At 35.1% G+C, this 17,494-nt stretch carries 15 protein-coding genes; 3 read left to right on the plus strand and 12 right to left on the minus strand.

Annotation, left to right across the window (positions count from 1 at the left end):
- Positions 1–229: 229 nt before the first annotated feature.
- From Q4496_RS05280 to Q4496_RS05305, 6 genes are read right to left on the minus strand one after another with little or no spacing between them, the layout of a single operon-like run.
- Positions 230–1,714, minus strand: a complete 1,485-nt coding sequence (locus tag Q4496_RS05280; protein ID WP_215973501.1) for a cadherin repeat domain-containing protein — start codon at positions 1,712–1,714, stop codon at positions 230–232.
- Positions 1,715–3,748 carry a TonB-dependent receptor gene (locus tag Q4496_RS05285; RefSeq protein ID WP_303610023.1) on the minus strand — a complete coding sequence of 678 codons (2,034 nt, stop codon included), beginning with the start codon at positions 3,746–3,748 and terminating at the stop codon, positions 1,715–1,717.
- Positions 3,749–3,750: 2 nt separating this feature from the next.
- Complete coding sequence (locus Q4496_RS05290; protein WP_303601286.1) at positions 3,751–4,644, minus strand: cobalamin-binding protein; 894 nt, start codon at positions 4,642–4,644, stop codon at positions 3,751–3,753.
- Between the two features lie 35 nt (positions 4,645–4,679).
- Positions 4,680–5,315 carry a cob(I)yrinic acid a,c-diamide adenosyltransferase gene (gene cobO / locus Q4496_RS05295; protein ID WP_215973504.1) on the minus strand — a complete coding sequence of 212 codons (636 nt, stop codon included), beginning with the start codon at positions 5,313–5,315 and terminating at the stop codon, positions 4,680–4,682.
- 57 nt (positions 5,316–5,372) lie between these two features.
- Positions 5,373–6,374 (minus strand): iron ABC transporter permease, encoded by a 1,002-nt coding sequence (locus tag Q4496_RS05300; RefSeq protein WP_215973505.1) that lies wholly within the window; start codon positions 6,372–6,374, stop codon positions 5,373–5,375.
- A complete protein-coding gene (locus Q4496_RS05305; protein ID WP_215973506.1) occupies positions 6,367–7,188 on the minus strand; it encodes an ABC transporter ATP-binding protein in 822 nt (273 codons plus the stop codon). The genes Q4496_RS05300 and Q4496_RS05305 overlap by 8 nt, the downstream gene beginning before the upstream one ends.
- Before the next feature lie 329 nt (positions 7,189–7,517).
- On the opposite strand from Q4496_RS05305, the gene bfr (Q4496_RS05310) reads away from it, so the two are divergent.
- Positions 7,518–8,003, plus strand: a complete 486-nt coding sequence (gene bfr / locus Q4496_RS05310) for a bacterioferritin (protein ID WP_215973507.1) — start codon at positions 7,518–7,520, stop codon at positions 8,001–8,003.
- 20 nt (positions 8,004–8,023) lie between these two features.
- Positions 8,024–8,491 (plus strand): bacterioferritin, encoded by a 468-nt coding sequence (bfr, locus tag Q4496_RS05315; protein ID WP_215973508.1) that lies wholly within the window; start codon positions 8,024–8,026, stop codon positions 8,489–8,491.
- On the opposite strand, the gene Q4496_RS05320 is transcribed toward bfr (Q4496_RS05315), so the two are convergent.
- The 4 genes from Q4496_RS05320 to Q4496_RS05335 all read right to left on the minus strand — a co-directional run bounded on the left by Q4496_RS05320 (position 8,488) and on the right by Q4496_RS05335 (position 13,083).
- Positions 8,488–8,682, minus strand: coding sequence for a (2Fe-2S)-binding protein (locus Q4496_RS05320; protein ID WP_215973509.1), 195 nt, complete (start codon positions 8,680–8,682; stop codon positions 8,488–8,490). The genes bfr (Q4496_RS05315) and Q4496_RS05320 overlap by 4 nt on opposite strands.
- A gap of 161 nt (positions 8,683–8,843) precedes the next feature.
- Positions 8,844–10,916 (minus strand): M13 family metallopeptidase, encoded by a 2,073-nt coding sequence (locus Q4496_RS05325; protein ID WP_303610024.1) that lies wholly within the window; start codon positions 10,914–10,916, stop codon positions 8,844–8,846.
- Between the two features lie 234 nt (positions 10,917–11,150).
- Positions 11,151–11,813, minus strand: coding sequence for a TetR/AcrR family transcriptional regulator (locus tag Q4496_RS05330; protein WP_215973622.1), 663 nt, complete (start codon positions 11,811–11,813; stop codon positions 11,151–11,153).
- Between the two features lie 43 nt (positions 11,814–11,856).
- Positions 11,857–13,083 (minus strand): threonine/serine exporter ThrE family protein, encoded by a 1,227-nt coding sequence (locus Q4496_RS05335; RefSeq protein WP_215973511.1) that lies wholly within the window; start codon positions 13,081–13,083, stop codon positions 11,857–11,859.
- 88 nt (positions 13,084–13,171) lie between these two features.
- On the opposite strand from Q4496_RS05335, the gene Q4496_RS05340 reads away from it, so the two are divergent.
- Positions 13,172–13,345: a hypothetical protein gene (locus Q4496_RS05340; RefSeq protein ID WP_215973512.1), complete on the plus strand. Its 174-nt coding sequence runs from the start codon at positions 13,172–13,174 to the stop codon at positions 13,343–13,345.
- A 118-nt stretch (positions 13,346–13,463) separates the two neighbouring features.
- Here Q4496_RS05340 and prsT read toward each other — a convergent pair whose 3' ends face one another.
- Both prsT and Q4496_RS05350 read right to left on the minus strand, forming a co-directional pair.
- The gene (gene prsT, locus Q4496_RS05345) at positions 13,464–16,340 is read right to left on the minus strand and encodes an XrtA/PEP-CTERM system TPR-repeat protein PrsT (protein WP_303610025.1); all 2,877 of its coding nucleotides are present in this window, start codon (positions 16,338–16,340) and stop codon (positions 13,464–13,466) included.
- Positions 16,341–16,449: 109 nt separating this feature from the next.
- Positions 16,450–17,463 carry a collagen-binding domain-containing protein gene (locus Q4496_RS05350; RefSeq protein ID WP_303601290.1) on the minus strand — a complete coding sequence of 338 codons (1,014 nt, stop codon included), beginning with the start codon at positions 17,461–17,463 and terminating at the stop codon, positions 16,450–16,452.
- Positions 17,464–17,494 lie beyond the last annotated feature (31 nt).

Genomic DNA, 17,494 nt, shown 5'->3' on the forward strand with positions numbered 1-17,494 from the left:
GGAGCAAGCCATGTAAAGTTACCATTTATATTTTGCTTATTGGCGCTAAACGGAAGGCGAGGGAGTTAAGCTACTATTAGATAATATGGCACTAGCTGCTAAATAATTAAGTACAAAGTGTATTTACTCATTTAGTCACAATAATGTAGCAAGTAAACTTTTAGAATCTGCAATAAGAACCTCGACCCTGCATGATCGAGGTTTTCTATAAGTTTAAAAAGCTCTTAGCTTATTCTTCAAGGAAGCGAATAGTACTTGGGTTTAAGTTTGTCGCTAAACGTTCGTTTACTATTTCATTCGTTTCACTGTTGATAATATCAATACCAGGTGCACTCGGTGTTGGCATACTTAGCCATAGGAAATTGGCATTATCTAAACCAAGAAAGTTAATTCCTTCTGTACCTGTGTTCGCTACATTATTCTCTGTAATTTCGCCAGTGGTTGGGTTAAATTGGTATAGTGATGATATTTCATGAAAGCTTGGTACAAACACTGATTCACTAGTATAAAAATAGCCTTTTTCTGCTGATACAATAACGGCACTTTTAATAAAGCCACTAACGTTGTCTGTAATACTGCCCGCATTAAGTACTTGGCGAACGCTATAATCGGTTGGTTCAATTTCTTCAATACGACTCAATGTTAAATCAGTGTTGCTATAATCGCTACGGGTACTGATATATATTTTATCATTGCCTGTAGTAATGCTGTTTTCAAGTGGATTTAACCCTTCTAAAGGAATACCTTTAACAGTATCGTCACTATTAGCGTTAGTTTCTATTTCTTCATCAGTCGCGGTATCAAACACTGCTACATAACTAGTATTTGGTGCATAAGCATCTGATAAACGTTGCATAACAATATAAAGCTTACCATCGTTAATAACTGCAGCAGCAGGACTTGGTGTGCCATTGGTATTGTTTTCAGGCACATAACTAGATAAATCTAATTCACCCACTTTAAAGTCATCAATATTATCGGCTTGTGGGTTAACAACCCATACCTGGCTTGAACCATAGCGTAATAAGTAGGCTTTTGTATCGTCTAATGATACTAACGAATATGGATTACGGCTAATTGAATCTTGGCTATCTTGTGTTGAAAAAGACCATATTGCAGTATCTCTTTCACTAACTTCAGCACCATTATACTTAGTGATGGTATCAATGAAAAATCGGCCGATATGGTAAACATCAGTTTTGTAGCTAGCTAACGTATAGTCAGAAGCATCTTTGATATAATAACCACTATCAACTTGTTGAGTTTCCCCGTCCATATATACAACTTCAGAACTGCTATAGTCTGGCGCTATTGTTTGCACTACCGCTAATGAAGGAGTGTCTTTAATATCGCCAACAGTAACCGTAATACTTAATTCATCAGAGAGTTCACCACTATCAGTAGCCGTAACGGTAAGTACGTATGGACCCGTATCACCGTTGTCAAAATCAGGCGCGGTATTAAATGTTAGTAATCCACTTTGATCAATAGTAAATAGTGAATTATCTGCGCCTGAAAGGCTGAATGTTATGGCATCATTATCAGAATCTGTCGCAGTATATTGAGCTACAGTTAATGAGTTTTCAGCAACAACAGGTGCCGTTTCACCGGTGAGCGTTGGAGCATTATTGCTGTCTGAATTACAACCACTTAGCAAGGCAGCTGAGATTAACAAACTTAGGGGTAATACTTTTTTTGTATAGGTTGTTGACATTTATAGATCCTCTATTGAAAATTTGAGTTGAATACTTTTACCTTGAGCTGGCCTATTGGCCAGGTCTTGATATTTTTCGTTAAATACATTGTTAAATGATAAACTGGCGTTGTATTTTGGTGTTTGCCAGTTCAGTGCAATGTTCGTTAGGCTACGGTCGGCTGGATTACCGCTACCGAGATTACTATTTGTTGATTGAAATTGGTTGTTACGATTAAAATAGAGCTCTTTATCAAGGTTGCTATTTATTTTTATCTGCCAATTGGGTTTGATCTTATATAATAATGAAGCACTGTATTGTTGGTGATAGATACCTGGTAGCTTTTTATTATCAAAAGCAATAAATGGTGAAGAGGTATCACTATCAATAAGGCTAACTTGCATTGAGAGCGATAAATTATCAAGTAATGAAATATTTCCCTGAAGTTCAAAACCATTTAATAAAGCGCCACCCACATTAGTATAAGAGCCAACACCACTAGAGTTAAAAATTGCAACAATTGAGTTCTCCAAGTCTTGACGGTAAAGAGAAGAAGATAGATTGAATTGCTTAACTTGGTATTGGAGCCCTAAAGTGATTGTGTTTGCTTCTTCTGGTAATAAATTGCCATTACCTTTAAAAGATCCTCGGTCACCAAACAGCTCAAAGAGGGTTGGTGTTCGAATACCATTACTAAAGTTTACAGAAGTATTAAAGTTTCCCGTTCCGTAATTAATCCCCAATTCTTGAGTAGAGTAATGGGTATTTTTAGTCTCTTTTTGACTATCGATTGCGTTTAATGCGCTATTGGCATTCTTTTCTCGTAATTGATTACCTAATATGTAGCTGCTAATAGGATAACTATCGCTTTTCCATTCAATACGTGCACCAAAATTTATTTGTGTTTGTGCTGCTTCAACATCACAACTACTGATGCCATTACATTGAATGGCTTCACCATTTTGAGTGCTGAATGAGCTAAAATTCTGCCTGCTAATATCAACAAATGGTGTGAAACTTAGTGTCGACCAGTTAATATTTGGTTTAATACTAATCTGCTGTTTAGTGTTTTTGTAATCGCTAGTTTTTATTCTGTCTTCGTTTGGACGCTCTAAATACAGTTCATCTTTGTTTTCACCAGAATAATTAATTTCAATTCCTTCAAAATTTATATCACCGAAACTATTAATATCAGCTAACCAATAATGTTGAATACTGTATCTAATTTGATCACTCTCTAATGTAGAGCTATTTTCTGGAGAGTTATTCTGATAGTTAGCTAGGGCTTTGTCTTGTTTGTTATATTGCAAATTAAAGCGCAATTGGTGCTGATCTAACTGAACATTGTCATTAATAAACAATGATAGCTTTTCAAATTCATTATTTCTTAATGGTTCATTAATTGATTCAGAAGGGTTTACAAAGCTTTGAGGAACTAAATAGTTATAGTCATTATCACTGACCAAGTAATTTCCGCCGAATGCTAGGCTGTGTTTTTTAAAAGCATTATTACTTAAAAAATTAACTTCTTTATAGCCAAATGAACCTATCGATAACGCAATTTTCTTTTTGTTTTCACTTGGGTTATAAGTGTTTACTCTGATGACACCGCCAATTGGGGTAGAACCTGTTCCTAGTGCTTGGCTTTTACTAATCTCAATGCTCTCAATTTGATCCGTCGGTATTTGGTTAAGATCAAAACCACCAAATTGACTATCGTTGACGAGTTGCCCATCGATATACATTTGTACTTGTTTACCACTTGAACCCCGGATAGAAATAGAGACAGGGTTACCTAAACCACTAATCTGTCTTATTTGTATACCATTGATATTCTTAAGAGCATCAGATAATGTTTGTGCAGAAGTAATTAAATCTTCACGATGTAATACTTGATAATTGACACTATTGAATTCATGAGAATTGACGATTTCAATGGTTTCTATATCCGTTTCTACACTATCTATATTTGATTGTGCACCATAACTTATTTTGGTAAAAAACAAGCAACAGCAGTAAAAACTAAGTGAAGGTATTGAGAGTAATTTATTCATAATTATTCGAACGTTTTATCTGAAGTGTTAGCTTGGTAGAAGGCTCTGCTTTTATCTATATCGGCACAGAGTTTGGATAAGGCAGTTAAGCTTCTCATCGTCATACGATGCATTGAATCAGCATTTGGTTGAATTATTTGTTCGTTTTTAACGGCAGGTATAATTGGCCAGTCTTGCCAGTTGAAACCGACTTTAGCACTTTGATTTGCCGATAAAGGCTGAATAATTAATTGAATAGGTGCTTGTAATACTTTCTCTATATTTACTTGGGGATAGGCTATATCCACTTGCTCAAACGGATTATTGGCTTGGCAAATATTCAAGAATTGTTGAGGCCAACTATCTTTCGCTACCGTGGTTAATGGCTTAGACCATAATTCGTAAAAAATCGTGATAGGCGGTTTATTTTGGTATTGAGTTTTTATAAGGTTGAGTTGGCCAAGTAGTTTCTCGGCTTGAGCATTGGCTTTTTGTTCATGACCTGTTAATTGACCAAACTCACGCATTTCTTTCGCAATATCTTCGAAACTATGCGGTTGAGAATAGATAATGTTAAAGCCGAGTTGCTCTAATCGAGTAATGTCATCACTTGGGTTACCACTTTTCCAAGCGATAATATAATCAGGTTGTAATGTAATAAATTTTTCAATTTGCAGGCGTAAGTAATTACCCACAATAGGGATCTCTTTTGCTTGCTCGGGGTAGTCGGCAAATGTTGTGGTACCGATAATTTGTTCACCTGCTCCTATGTCATATAACATTTCTACAATATGAGGAGAAAGTGCGATAATACTAGGCTTCTGTGCTGCTCTTGAGGTTGGTGAACTGTCAGCAATACTTGCAAAGCTCAAGCTAATTAAAGCGAATAATATTAATTTGAGGGCTATATTTTTCATCTAGTAGATTTACCTTTATTACTGACAGCAATGCGCTACCAATCAATACCTTGTTGTGCTTTTATACCGTTATCAAATGCATGTTTAATTGATTGCACTTCACTCACAGTATCTGCTAAGTCAATGATAGCGCGGTGACAACCTCTACCTGTAATAATGGCGTGTTGGTTTACTGGACGGTTTTTTAATGCTTCAAGTACTTCATCTAACTCAATATACTTATAAGCAACCATGTAGGTTAATTCATCCATTAAAACCACATCAATACTTTCATCTTGTAATAATTTTTTGTTTTTTAGCCAAACTTGTTGTGCTGCGGCAATATCTTGCGTTTTGTCTTGTGTGTTCCAAGTAAAACCAGTTCCCATCACGTCAAAACCAACACCTGCATTTTCTAATAATGAACGCTCTCCACAAGCCCATGTACCTTTTATGTACTGAACAACAGCTGCTTTTAAGCCATGACCGACAGCTCGGGCAACAGTACCAAAACCAGATGTTGATTTACCTTTGCCATTACCAGTAATAACAATGATCAAACCTCGTTCTTCTTGAGCATTATCTATACGTTGATCAACTTTTTCTTTCACAGCTTGCATACGTTTTTTATGTTGTGCATTTTTTTGATCTAGGTTCTTTTCTGAATTGTTTGCTGAGTTATTATCTGTCATTTTATCTATCACTTTGCGTTTGTTTTATCGTTAAAATAAGCATTTAAGTAATCACTATTAATTAATATTTCTTGTTTTAACCATAATAAATAAGAAAAATATACTGCCTAAAGCAGAGGTTATTATACCAATGGGAATTTCAGCATTCGCTAATGCGGAGCGGGCGATAATATCGACCCAAATTAAAAAAATCCCACCAATTAAGGCACTACCAATAATCAGTTTTAATGTAGTGACTCCAAATACTTGACGCACAATATGTGGGATCATTAAACCTACAAACCCTATGCCACCACAATAAGCGACAATGGTAGCAGTTAAAGCGGCACAAAGAGCGAGCATGAGTAATCTTAGTTTATCTACATTAATACCTAAGCTTGCTGCACTTTCATCACCAAGTAAGAGCGCGTCAATTTGACGATGTAGGGCGGTAATGATGACAATAGTGATGAGCAATACCGCGGTAATAGCATAAAAGTTACTCATCTCAACACGCGCTAGACTGCCCATAAGCCAAAAAATAACGCGATTAGTAGCATAGGGCTCACCAAAGAAAAGAATAAATTGCGTCACGGCAGCAAGCATAAATGAAACTGCAATACCGGTAAGTAATAATTGTTCCATTCGCTGTAATACTTTGGCAATAATAAGCACAATAACTATCGCTAATAAAGCACCCAAAAAGGCAGCAAGGGGAAGGGCAATAGCGAGTTGTTGTTCTAAACCAATGCTAGTTAACGAAATATTAGCAATAGTTACACCTAAGCCTGCACCCGATACTATGCCAAATAAATAAGGATCGGCTAATGGGTTACGGGTTGTATTTTGTAAAATTGCCCCTGCAATGGCTAATCCCATGCCAGCCACTAAGCCTACTAATACTCTAGGTATTCTGACTTGCCAAATCACCATTTGGCTTATTTTGTCTGGGCAGTTACCCACTAGACACTGAAAAATTTGAGTGTGATTGATATCTGCTGGTCCATAACTTAAACCTGCGATAGCTGAGAGCAAGGTGAAAATAATTAAGGAGATAACAATGAAGTATGATCTAGTCATTTTTATTCCTTAAATTGATTGTTTGTTGTTCTGGTAACGAGAAAAATACACGAGGTTTATGTTGTAAATCATCTTTTATGATTGAGCATGGTAATCTAAAAACTTTACTTAACTGGGTCTGTGTTAATACTTGCTCAGGTGTGCCATCAGCAATTAATTTACCTTGCTCTAATAATAATAATCGTTGGCAATACTGACTGGCCAAATTCAGATCGTGGACTGTCATGATTACCGTTATATTTAATTGATTAACTAGATTTAATACTTGGTGCTGATAATAAACATCAAGATGATTGGTTGGTTCATCTAAAATAAGTATTTGTGCCTTTTGTACTAGCGCTCTAGCAATCAGGACACGTTGTTGTTCACCACCGGAAAGTTGACTATAGGGCATCTTTTCTGTGTTAGATAAGCCCACTTTTTCTAACGCAAGTTTTATCTGTTGTTTGTCATGGTCATTATCAATGGCAAATAAACCTTTAAAAGGTAATAACCCCATTCTGACAATATCGAGCACAGTTAATGAGAAAATCGCTTCTGCTTTTTGGGTTACATTGGCAAAATTTCGGGCTAATTCTCGAGCAGAATAACCACTAATTATTTTGTTTTTTAGATGAACGGAGCCTGATAATGCTACGGTTTTATTGTGCTGTTGTTGATTGGTAATGCAACGCAATAAACTCGTTTTACCAGCACCATTTGGACCAATAATACCGATCACTTCTCCCTTACTCACGTTAAAGGAGATATTATTAAGGATGGCTTTATTGTTTACTTGCCAATGAAGCTGGTGAACTTTCAGTAGTACTGACATTGTTTGTTGGTGTTTTCCCGCACGCAAAATTTTTAAGGTTTGTTAATTATATTAAAAGGTTAAGTATCTGACTTATCGTTAAATTATTACCAATAAATAATGGTAGTAACTTATGAATCACAGTTGCGGGTACAGTGGAGGAATTCTTTATTAAAAATAAAGGCACCTCATTCCTTAACCATTTGGAGAGTTTACGCAGATAGTACAAAATAAGCAAGCTTTAGCGGTTTAGACGTCTAAATACCAATAAAAGAAAATAGGTAAAATTTCACTTATCACTTATTTTTCATCTACACTGAAGATAGGTTTAATATTTTCAGGAGTAAACAATGAAAGGTAACAGTAAAGTTATTGCGAGTCTTAATGGTTTATTACATAACGAGCTTGCCTCGATCGATCAATATTTTATCCACTCTCGTATGTATCAAGATTGGGGCTTAGATAAGCTATATGACCAATTAGAGCATGAAATGCAAGAAGAGCTTACTCATGCTGATGCACTAATAAAACGTATTTTATTTCTTGAAGGAGTACCTAATTTATCAGATCGTCGTGATTTACTTATTGGTGATGATGTTAGTTCAATGTTAAAAAATGATCTTATTTTAGAAATGGAGGTTGTGGCAGGACTTAAAGAAAGTATTAAATTATGTGAAGCTGAAGGAGATTACCAAAGCAGAATTATGTTAGAAAAACTCTTGGAAGATACTGAGGAAGATCATGTTTATTGGCTTGAAAGACAAATAGGGCTAATTGATAAGATTGGACTAAATAATTATATTCAATCACATATGGGTAATCACCTAGGTGGATAAACTAACAAGAGGGTTTTATTATGAAAGGGGATAAAGGTATTATTGCTTTGTTAAACAAAGCACTTGCGGTTGAGTTGATTGCAATTAATCAGTATTTTTTACATGCCAGAATGTATAAGAACTGGGGGTTGGAGCAATTAAACAAAGCGGATTATAAAACATCAATTAAAAAAATGAAGCAGGCTGATTCGTTAATTGAACGCATTCTTTTTTTAGAAGGTTTACCTAACCTACAAGATCTCGGTCGATTACATATTGGTGAGGAAACAACTGAAATACTTCAAGCGAATATAGCATTAGAGCATAAATCTCGTTCAGTACTACAAGAATTAATTGAGTCATGTGAACTGCAGCAAGATTATATTAGTAGGGATTGTGCTGAAAGCTTATTAGAAAGTGTTGAAACACAAATTGACTGGATTGAAGAGCAGCAATATTTAATTACGAATGTAGGGTTAGAAAATTACCTACAAACAATGATGAATTAAGCAACAAAGGCCTCAGTTTCTGCAATTTGTACTAATTTATCATTCAGAATACTTTTACTGCATTGGCAACATTTCCCACACTGTGAACCAATTTTTAATTCACTTGTTAATTGTTTCATGGTGTGAGCACCGTTGTCCACAGCGGCTTTAATTTGGGTGTCGGTTACGCCAAGACACAAACAGACATACATAAGTAATACCAAAAATACTTTAATTAAAATCAATGTTGATATAGTAATGTAAACAAGAGTGATTATCAATAAGGTTTGTGGTTTTTATTTAGTATTATGTTTTATATTCCATAAAAAAAGCAGCTAAAGCTGCTTTTTTTATTTAAGGTATGAAGTCTATATTACCAAATTTTAACGCGTTTTTCTGGTGCTATATACATTGCATCACCTTCTTTCACATCGAATGCTTCGTAGAATTCATTCATGTTTGAAAGCGAACCTAAAGCACGGAATTCACCTGGTGAATGAGGGTCTGTTGCTACGCGGTTACGCATTGATTTTTCAACAATTTTAGAACGCCAAATTTGAGCATAACCCATAAAGAAACGTTGATCACCCGTTAAGCCATCAATTACAGGTGCTTCTTTACCATTTAATGATGCTTTATACGCTTTATACGCAATAGTTACACCTGATAAATCACCAATATTTTCGCCTAAAGTTAATTCACCATTTACGTTTAAATCATCAAATACTTGATAAGCAGCATATTGATCTACTAAGGCCTTAGTGCGAGCAGCAAACTCTTTAAGGTCTTGTTCTGTCCACCAATTACGTAAGTTACCTTTGGCGTCATATTTACTACCTTGATCATCAAAACCATGACCCATTTCATGACCAATAACTGCACCTATACCACCGTAGTTTACGGCATCGTCAGCTTCCATATTAAAGAATGGTGCTTGTAAAATAGCGGCAGGAAAAACAATTTCGTTAGCCGGCGGATTATAATAAGCATTAACTGTTTGTGGTGTCATATGCCATTCCCATTTATGGATTGGGCCACCTAGTTTAGCGATTTCTTTATTATTTGATATTTTACGTGAGCGAATAACGTTACCTACTAAATCATCTGATTTAATAGTTAACGCTGAATAATCTTCCCATTGGTCAGGGTAGCCAATTTTAGGAGTGAAGGCCGCTAATTTTACATGTGCTGCTTTTTTCGTGTCGGCAGACATCCACGTTAGATCGTCAATACTTGAACCATAAGCATTACGTAAATTTTCTACTAATTCACTCATGCGAGCTTTAGCTTCAGGTGTAAAATGACGAGTTACGTAAACTTTACCAATAACTTCACCTAAATTACCATTTACTACACTCACGCCACGTTTCCACTGTGGACGTTGTTCTTCTCTACCACTAAGTTGCTTAGAGAAAAAGTCAAAATCTTCATTATCTAAGTCAGCAGTTAAATAACTTGCAAAAGCGCTTAATGTATTAAATGTTAAGTATTGCTTCCAAACGTCGATAGAAGTTTGTTCGAATACTTCACCAAAGCCTTTAATAAAATCAGGTTGGTTAATAATAATATCTTTTTGTGTTGCAACCCCTTCAGCTGCTAAAAAAGCCTGCCAATTAAATTTATTGGTAAGGGTATCTAAGCTGCTTGTTGCTAGTTTGTTATATGTTTTTTCGCTGTCACGGTTTTGTACAGGAGTCCAGTGATGCTCAGCTAGGTTAGTTTCTAATTCCATGATATTTTTAGCAGCATCTTTTGCGTTGCTTAGACCTGCTAAGTTATACATATTTTCAATATGTGTAATATAGCCGCTACGTAATTTTACAAACCGTTCAGCATCATTAAAGTAGTAATCTCTATCTGGTAAATTTAAACCATTTTGCCAAATATGCGCGGCGTAGCTTGCAGAGTCTTTAGCGTCAATACTAATATATAAAGCTAGTGGGTTATTGATACCAACTGTTGAATAGGCACCAAAAAAGGTGGCTAAGTCATCTTTAGTTTCAATAGTGTTAATCGCAGACAAGATTGATTGAATAGGGGCGATACCGTCAGCATTACGCTTTTCGCTATCCATATAAGAGCGGAATAAATCAGCAACTTTTTGTTCGTCAGAGCCTACTTTTAAACCGCTCGTAGCTGCAAGTTCTTCAATAATAGCTTTTACATCTTCGTCTGCTTTATCACGTAAGTCGTAAAATGAACCGATTGCAGTTTTATCACCAGGAATTGTGTGACTCTTCATCCAACCGCCATTGATGTAGCGGTAAAAGTTATCTTGTGGACGTACACTTTTATCCATGTTTTTTTGTTCAATACCAGAAGCTAAGGCTGTTTTTTGTGGAGCTTCCATACTTTTTTGAACTTCAGATTGATTCATGTTGCTGTTGCTACAGCCACTTAGTATCAGTAAAGAAGTACAAACTGCGCCAGTTATAATTGCTTTCATTTATTAACTCTCATTTATGTTTTTAATAATCATGTTGTTCAATTTATATTGTAAAGTGGAAAATAAGTATCTGAAAAACATGCCTAACTAATACTACGAAAGAATTCGTTCAAACTCCAGTTCAGAACACATCTATTTACATAATAAATTTATGCTAAGTTTATAAACAATTTATGCAGATTATACTAGTGCCATTAGGGTGATTGGTGGGCTTTATAGGATAGAATACGAGTTTTATTCTTTCTGAGAGGTAAGTAGCTCAACAGCACATTGACACATTTCATCAATTTGGCTGGCATCACCATAAATACCGTCAATAACCAGTTGTGCTATTCCGTGTAAGGTTGCCCAAGCAACCTGTGCTAAACGTAGTGAATTATGTGACTTTGGTAATATGCCTTTTTGTTGCCAAAGTTGTGTCATTTCAACTTGATACTGAAAGCTAGGATAGGCAACATCAATAAGTTTTTGTGTTCCTTTTGAGCCGTTATTGCCTTTTGTTTCATTCGTTTTTTCTGTTTTTTTCCATAATGTACTGCCAAACATTAATCGATAAATCGCCGAGTTTTGTGTGGCAAAGCGTACATAAAAATGAACAAATGTATGATATTTTTCTTGATCGGTTAGCATATTATTATTAAATATTTCTTCTGCTTGAGCTTTCCAACTAATAAAGCCTTGTGCAGCGATAGCTGAGAGCAAGTCATTTTTATCTGTAAAGTGATGATATGCCGCGGTGCGTGATACACCAATACGTTCAGCGAGTTTTCTCAATGATAAGGTTTCAATACCATCTTCTGATATCATCGCTGTTGCGGTCGCAAGTAAGCTACTCTGTAAGTCACCATGATGATAAGTTGAATTTTTACTATCAATAGTTGGATTGTTTTTTTTCATCATTATTTAAGTTTCTATTGTGTGTGCTTTAAAAAGGTTACCGCTATAGTGTTTTTCTATGAGGAATAGCTACATTTGAAAAAATAATCCCCGCAACTAAGGACATAAAAATAAGAAATGTTTGCGAGCCTAAGTCAGTCACATCTAACATTTGCTTTCCTGAAACTAAGCTGTTGAGTCCAATATAAACTTTACTACCAGGGACTAACACAACCAGTCCCAGTAAGCGCACTATAGAAGAAGGTAAATTCATAATTCGAGAAAATAAATTACTATAAATTCCTAAGGCAAAAGCTCCAACAAAAGCTCCTAAAGCGACTCCTAGATAGCTAGTAGCCCAAATACTTACGCCAAAAGAAATGTAACCGGCAATCATACCCCATGGCGCATCTTTTAATCGTACTTTAAATAAAATAACTAATGAAATAGTCAGAGTCGTGACGGCTAACCATGACGTCCAAACAGGCATAGTTTCAGGAGGAATAAAGGTGACTTCTCCCCACATTAAATTACCTAATGCCATGCCCAAAACAGCGCCAAAATAAAGTTTGAACAGTACCATAGCACCATCCATGATACGTGCTGTCCCTGACATTAAGTGCCTTGCTGCTAATTCAGATAAGCCAACTGTTAACGATAAACCAGGAATAAAAGATATAATACTGGAAAGAATAACCATAGGTATATTAATACTAGGATCAAATATTGAAATCAAAGAGGCTAATAAGGAGGTTGTTAATGCCGCCATTGGCTCTAGCATTTCGGTGACACGACGTGAACGCTCAGCCCACATTACAAATGAGAAAACAACAAAACCTAATATAGTTGACCAGAAAACATCATGCCAACTTGTGTGCATTAACATTGCAAAAGCACCGCTTGAGGCACCAAAAGCTAAAAAAGTTAACAAAAAACCATACGGAGGGGGCTTTGAATTGACTTCTTTTAAACGTTCAATAGCTTCATCTAGCGTTCTTTCACCGCTGGTTAACTCGTCTACTAATTCATCAATACGTGCTAAAGACCCCAAATCTATTTCGCCAGGCGCCACGCGAACTAAGTGATTGTATTGATGCTCATCTTCCTCATCAGATAAAATAAAAGTTAATGCCGTAGGAGTAACCATAAATGAAGCACGAATATCTAAAAAGTGCGCAATGGAAAGTAAATTATCCTCTAAGCGATATGCTGTAGAGCCTAACTTGTGAAGAGCCTTCCCAAGTTGGATGATAAATCGACGTTTTTGATAAAAATCATCTGCAGGTGTCATATAATTAGAGTAATAAAGGTAAATAAAGCTTGTGTGCTATGTTAATGTATTTTTAGTAATTAGCAATTGTAAAATTTGAAGGATATATATGACTTTATTCATTATTCTTGCGTGTGTGTTTGGTGTTGTTGCACTTATGGTCATACTCGGAGAAAGATTTGGTAGCCCAATGAGTAATGAACAACAAGCCAGGTTTAGTAAAGTAAGTTGGATACTTGTTTTTATGATTTTAGTTGGCGCTATTATTAAAGAGATGCTTTAGCGCAGAACACACAACAACTACGTTTAGTTGTTGTGTTAATTTTATAAGAAGGAGAAAGCCGCGCTGCTTTTGTGATGAAATAAAAGGCGGGCTACCAATAATATAACTACTCGTTAAACTATTGTTGTTGCCATGCTGAAAATAAAGCCTTTGCTTTAGCTTTTTCCGTAAAAGGTTTATCAGTTGACAAGCTCTCTTTTAGATAGCTTAAGGCTTCTTTTCTTCTATCTAACTTATCTAACGTTAAGGCTAAGTGATACTTAATTTCAGCATTATTATAATCCAATATATTCGCCTGCCTAAGTAAAGATAATGCCTTATTATAGTTGCCTAAAGCTAGCTCAACTAATGCATTAGTATCTATAATATTTACATTGTCTGGCGATATTTTAAATGCACGCTGAGCTAAGTTATGTGCTTTTTCTATATTATTGACAGTTAAATTGGCTAAAGCTGCATTATTTAATAAGGCGATATTTTTAGGGTTATTAGCTAAGTGTTTATCATAAAAGTCTATTGATTTATCTAACTGACCACTACGTTTATAGTTTTCAGCAAGCGCTAGGGTTATTTCAAGATCGTTCGGGTTATTGCTGAGCCATAACGTAAGTAAGGTATCAATGTCAGCATACTGTTTCTGCGCTGTATACAAAGAGTATAGGCCTAATAAAGCAGGTTTATTCGGTTGTGCTTGATATGAATTCTGATAAAAGCCAAGGGCTTGTTCATTATCTTTGCTCATATAAATTGAGCCTTTAAATTGCTCGATTAAATAAACGGGGAATAATTGAGGATCTAACTTATCTACCAACGCAAGCGCAGTATTCTTTTCATTATCTTGATTATATAGCTGTATGAGTAGTTGGTATGCTTCAAATAGGCTCTTATCAATAGAGATAGCATGCTCTAAGCTTTTTTTAGCTAGATCTTTTTTACCCAAATAAGTGTACATTTTTGCTTGTTTAAATAAAACAGGAGGTTTGTTTTGCGTATGCTTTAACGCCAAATCCATTGCACTTATCGCTTTTTCATGCTGTCTGTTTTGAATATATAAGTTAGACGCTAATAAATGTATGTTGCTATTGTCATTGTGTGTATCTAAATAGTTATTCACAATATCGAGTGCTTTTGTTAACGCTTTATTTCTCTCATAATGCCTTACTATTTTTTCAAGTGCGATGACATTATCTTGATTTTGAGATAATGCTTTTTGATACCAAACCAGAGCTTCTGATATATTTTCAGCGTAATAGTGAATATCGCCTAACTCGACCATTAAATCACTGTTATTGTTTTGCATTAATTGAGTTTTTATACGTTCAACGGCAATATCAATATTACCTTGTAACGCATCAATTCTAGCTAAGTGAATAACGGCCTGATTGTTATTATTATCGAGTGCGTACGCTTTTTCTAAAAACTGTTTAGCTTGAGGTAAATATCCTGATAAACCTAATAAGGTTGCGTGAATTTGATTAACACTAGAATTATTAGGGTAGTTTTTTATTAATACAGCGCTGATATTTAAACCGGCTTGAAGTTGATTGCTTTCTTGATAGGCTCTCGCTAACAAAAGTAATAATTCAAAATTTAAGTCGTCGTTAGTTTCATTGCGAATGGTTGAATCTTCATCAAGTACTTCACTTAATACTGTGACTATTTTTGTGTAATCACCTTTTAACAGTAATAACTTTGCTAAATCTATACGCGGTTGCAATTCATTAGGAAATGCAGTCATCACTTTATCAAAATAAAATTCTGCTTCATTTATATTTCCTGTCATTAAGTTAGCTTGGCCTAGCAATGCCCATGATTCGCGGTCGTTATCATCGTTCAAATAAGCTTTCACTAGATACTTACGGGCAACATAACTATTACCTAAAGCAAGTTCGGTACGCGCAAGTAGCTTTAATACCTGAGGATCATTAGGGGCTATTTTATTATATTTAATAAAGGCTTTTTCCGCGGCTTCCATAGCATTGTTTTGAAAGCTTATTAATCCTTTTAAAAAGTAATAAATGGGTTGTTCATCCATCACTTCCTCAGGAATAGCCATCATAACGGTATCTAAACGTTTTTTTATTTCTATCGTTAATTGCGATTGCTCACTTGCTTGAGCTGATAATAACTTAATATAATTGGCAATAGGTTCATTAGGTAGAACCTCAACAATTTTATCAATATCGGATATTGCTGAATCATGTTTTTGCATATTCATTAATAAAGTAGCTCGAACTAATAAAGCTGAATAATTATTAGGCTCATAAGTTAATAGCTGTGTTATATACTCTAAAGCTAACTTATCCTTTTTAAGTTGCTTATAAGTTATGGCTCCCATTAACAGTGCCTGGATATTATTTGGGTCAATTGTTAATGTATGATTAATTAATTCAATTGCTTCATCAAAGTTGAGCTCTTTTAAAGCCACCTTAGTTTTGCCAATAAAAGCCTCGGTATTATAAGGACTTAACTTTAGCGCTTTATTGAATTTATTTCGTGCTTCCTTGAGTTGATTGTCACCTGTTAACGCAAAACCATGAAAGGTTAACATTGTACTTTGATAGGTATCACTGGTTTGTGGCTCTATAGGTAAACTTAAAACTTGATCGAATTTATTTTGTAGCAAATAAGCCTTAGCGTATAAAGGGGCCAATAAACGAATAGCAGCGCCTTCTTGTTTAGAAAAATTAAGCTCTATCTCGGCTAATGCCCCTTTACCTTGAGCTAATAAATTTTCAGCCATTAGTACACGAGAAGGTAAATGCGAACTATCAATTGATAATATATTTTTAAGGTGGATAATTGATGTTGCATAATCACCATCATGAAAGCTTGTTAACGCATCTTCATAAGTTTTTGGATCGACGCTAGCATAACTAAGTGGGGAAAGCAGACTACTAAATACAACGATTAATAAGTTTCGTTTATATAATAAAAAAAAGTTACGTTTAATTAACTTCATAGGTTTCAATATTAGCTGTTTTAATGAGGTCAAAATATTTCCTTTATTTTAAATGTAGTCATAGTTATTTTATATCTAAAGCTAAGATCTAAAACGGAGCTAAAAAGCTCCGTTTTATTATCTAACGAGTTAACATAAAAAATCAAACGTTTAACTTTTTACGTTGATAGATCAAGCCAGTCATTGCAAGCAGCATAAGTACTATTGAGCTCGGCTCAGGTACTTGAGTGACAGGTCTTCCAGCTGAAGGGGCAGGAACTGTAACATCAACATTAGTCGCTAAATGTATTTCTGCATTAGTGATTAATGATAAAACACCTACAGCGCCATCAATATTCCCACCTGTTTGAGTAACTGTTGCATAAGGGGCTAGTAAAGCACCAACAAAATTTTGAGCGTTTAATGTAATGACTTCGGCTTCATAGAAATTCCAAATGATTTTAGAGCCAAATTTATTCTTATCAAAATTCATATTTGAATTATTTAACATTGATACATCATTGCCAGGTACATTAATGACAATATAAGCAAGATCATTTGCATTGTCTCCCGTCATACTTAGACTCAGATTGTTTAAATCAAATATATTCGTAGAGCCATCTAATGTAAATACTGCAATATCATTGTCAGTATTCAATCCTTTATCAATTGCAAATGTTTTGTTATTTCCATTTGTCTCTATTTTACTATTAGCGGCTAGCGAAGAAAAATATGCAGAAGAATTTTCTAACTGAGCTTTGTAATCTGCTTTAATTGCATCTAAACCTGTTGTTAACTTAACGTTATCGATCTTTGAATCTATTAATGTACTATTAATGAGCACTTGATTAGAATTTATTGCTGCCGTTACGATGTTTTTTTCCGAGCTTAATACGGTATCATGTACATAAACACCAACTTGTGCGTTTATTGAACCCGCAACAGTTAATGCAGTAATATCTGAACGTGAATTTTGGTCTAGTCTTTGACCGAAATCACTTTTTAGACCTGTATAGTTACCACCGACAAAAGTCTTACCGTCAACATGCGTCCCCCCGAGACCTTCAAAGTCCTCAATAGTGATTACATTATATTCATTCAGGATAAACTCACTCGCATTTGCCGTTACTGAGGCTAAAAGGAATAAACCTGAAAGTATAGAAATAAATTTTTTCATAACAACCTACTTTTCATATAAAGCGTAATTA

The organism is Colwellia sp. 5_MG-2023, from assembly GCF_030547795.1.
Classification (GTDB): Bacteria; Pseudomonadota; Gammaproteobacteria; order Enterobacterales; family Alteromonadaceae; genus Colwellia.

Coding starts and splice junctions, on each gene's coding strand:
- Q4496_RS05280 (WP_215973501.1), bottom strand. CDS start 1,714: ATGTCAACAACCTATACAAAAAAAGTATTACCCCTAAGTTTGTTAATC.
- Q4496_RS05285 (WP_303610023.1), bottom strand. CDS start 3,748: ATGAATAAATTACTCTCAATACCTTCACTTAGTTTTTACTGCTGTTGC.
- Q4496_RS05290 (WP_303601286.1), bottom strand. CDS start 4,644: ATGAAAAATATAGCCCTCAAATTAATATTATTCGCTTTAATTAGCTTG.
- cobO (WP_215973504.1), bottom strand. CDS start 5,315: ATGACAGATAATAACTCAGCAAACAATTCAGAAAAGAACCTAGATCAA.
- Q4496_RS05300 (WP_215973505.1), bottom strand. CDS start 6,374: ATGACTAGATCATACTTCATTGTTATCTCCTTAATTATTTTCACCTTG.
- Q4496_RS05305 (WP_215973506.1), bottom strand. CDS start 7,188: ATGTCAGTACTACTGAAAGTTCACCAGCTTCATTGGCAAGTAAACAAT.
- bfr (WP_215973507.1), top strand. CDS start 7,518: ATGAAAGGTAACAGTAAAGTTATTGCGAGTCTTAATGGTTTATTACAT.
- bfr (WP_215973508.1), top strand. CDS start 8,024: ATGAAAGGGGATAAAGGTATTATTGCTTTGTTAAACAAAGCACTTGCG.
- Q4496_RS05320 (WP_215973509.1), bottom strand. CDS start 8,682: ATGTATGTCTGTTTGTGTCTTGGCGTAACCGACACCCAAATTAAAGCC.
- Q4496_RS05325 (WP_303610024.1), bottom strand. CDS start 10,916: ATGAAAGCAATTATAACTGGCGCAGTTTGTACTTCTTTACTGATACTA.
- Q4496_RS05330 (WP_215973622.1), bottom strand. CDS start 11,813: ATGAAAAAAAACAATCCAACTATTGATAGTAAAAATTCAACTTATCAT.
- Q4496_RS05335 (WP_215973511.1), bottom strand. CDS start 13,083: ATGACACCTGCAGATGATTTTTATCAAAAACGTCGATTTATCATCCAA.
- Q4496_RS05340 (WP_215973512.1), top strand. CDS start 13,172: ATGACTTTATTCATTATTCTTGCGTGTGTGTTTGGTGTTGTTGCACTT.
- Q4496_RS05350 (WP_303601290.1), bottom strand. CDS start 17,463: ATGAAAAAATTTATTTCTATACTTTCAGGTTTATTCCTTTTAGCCTCA.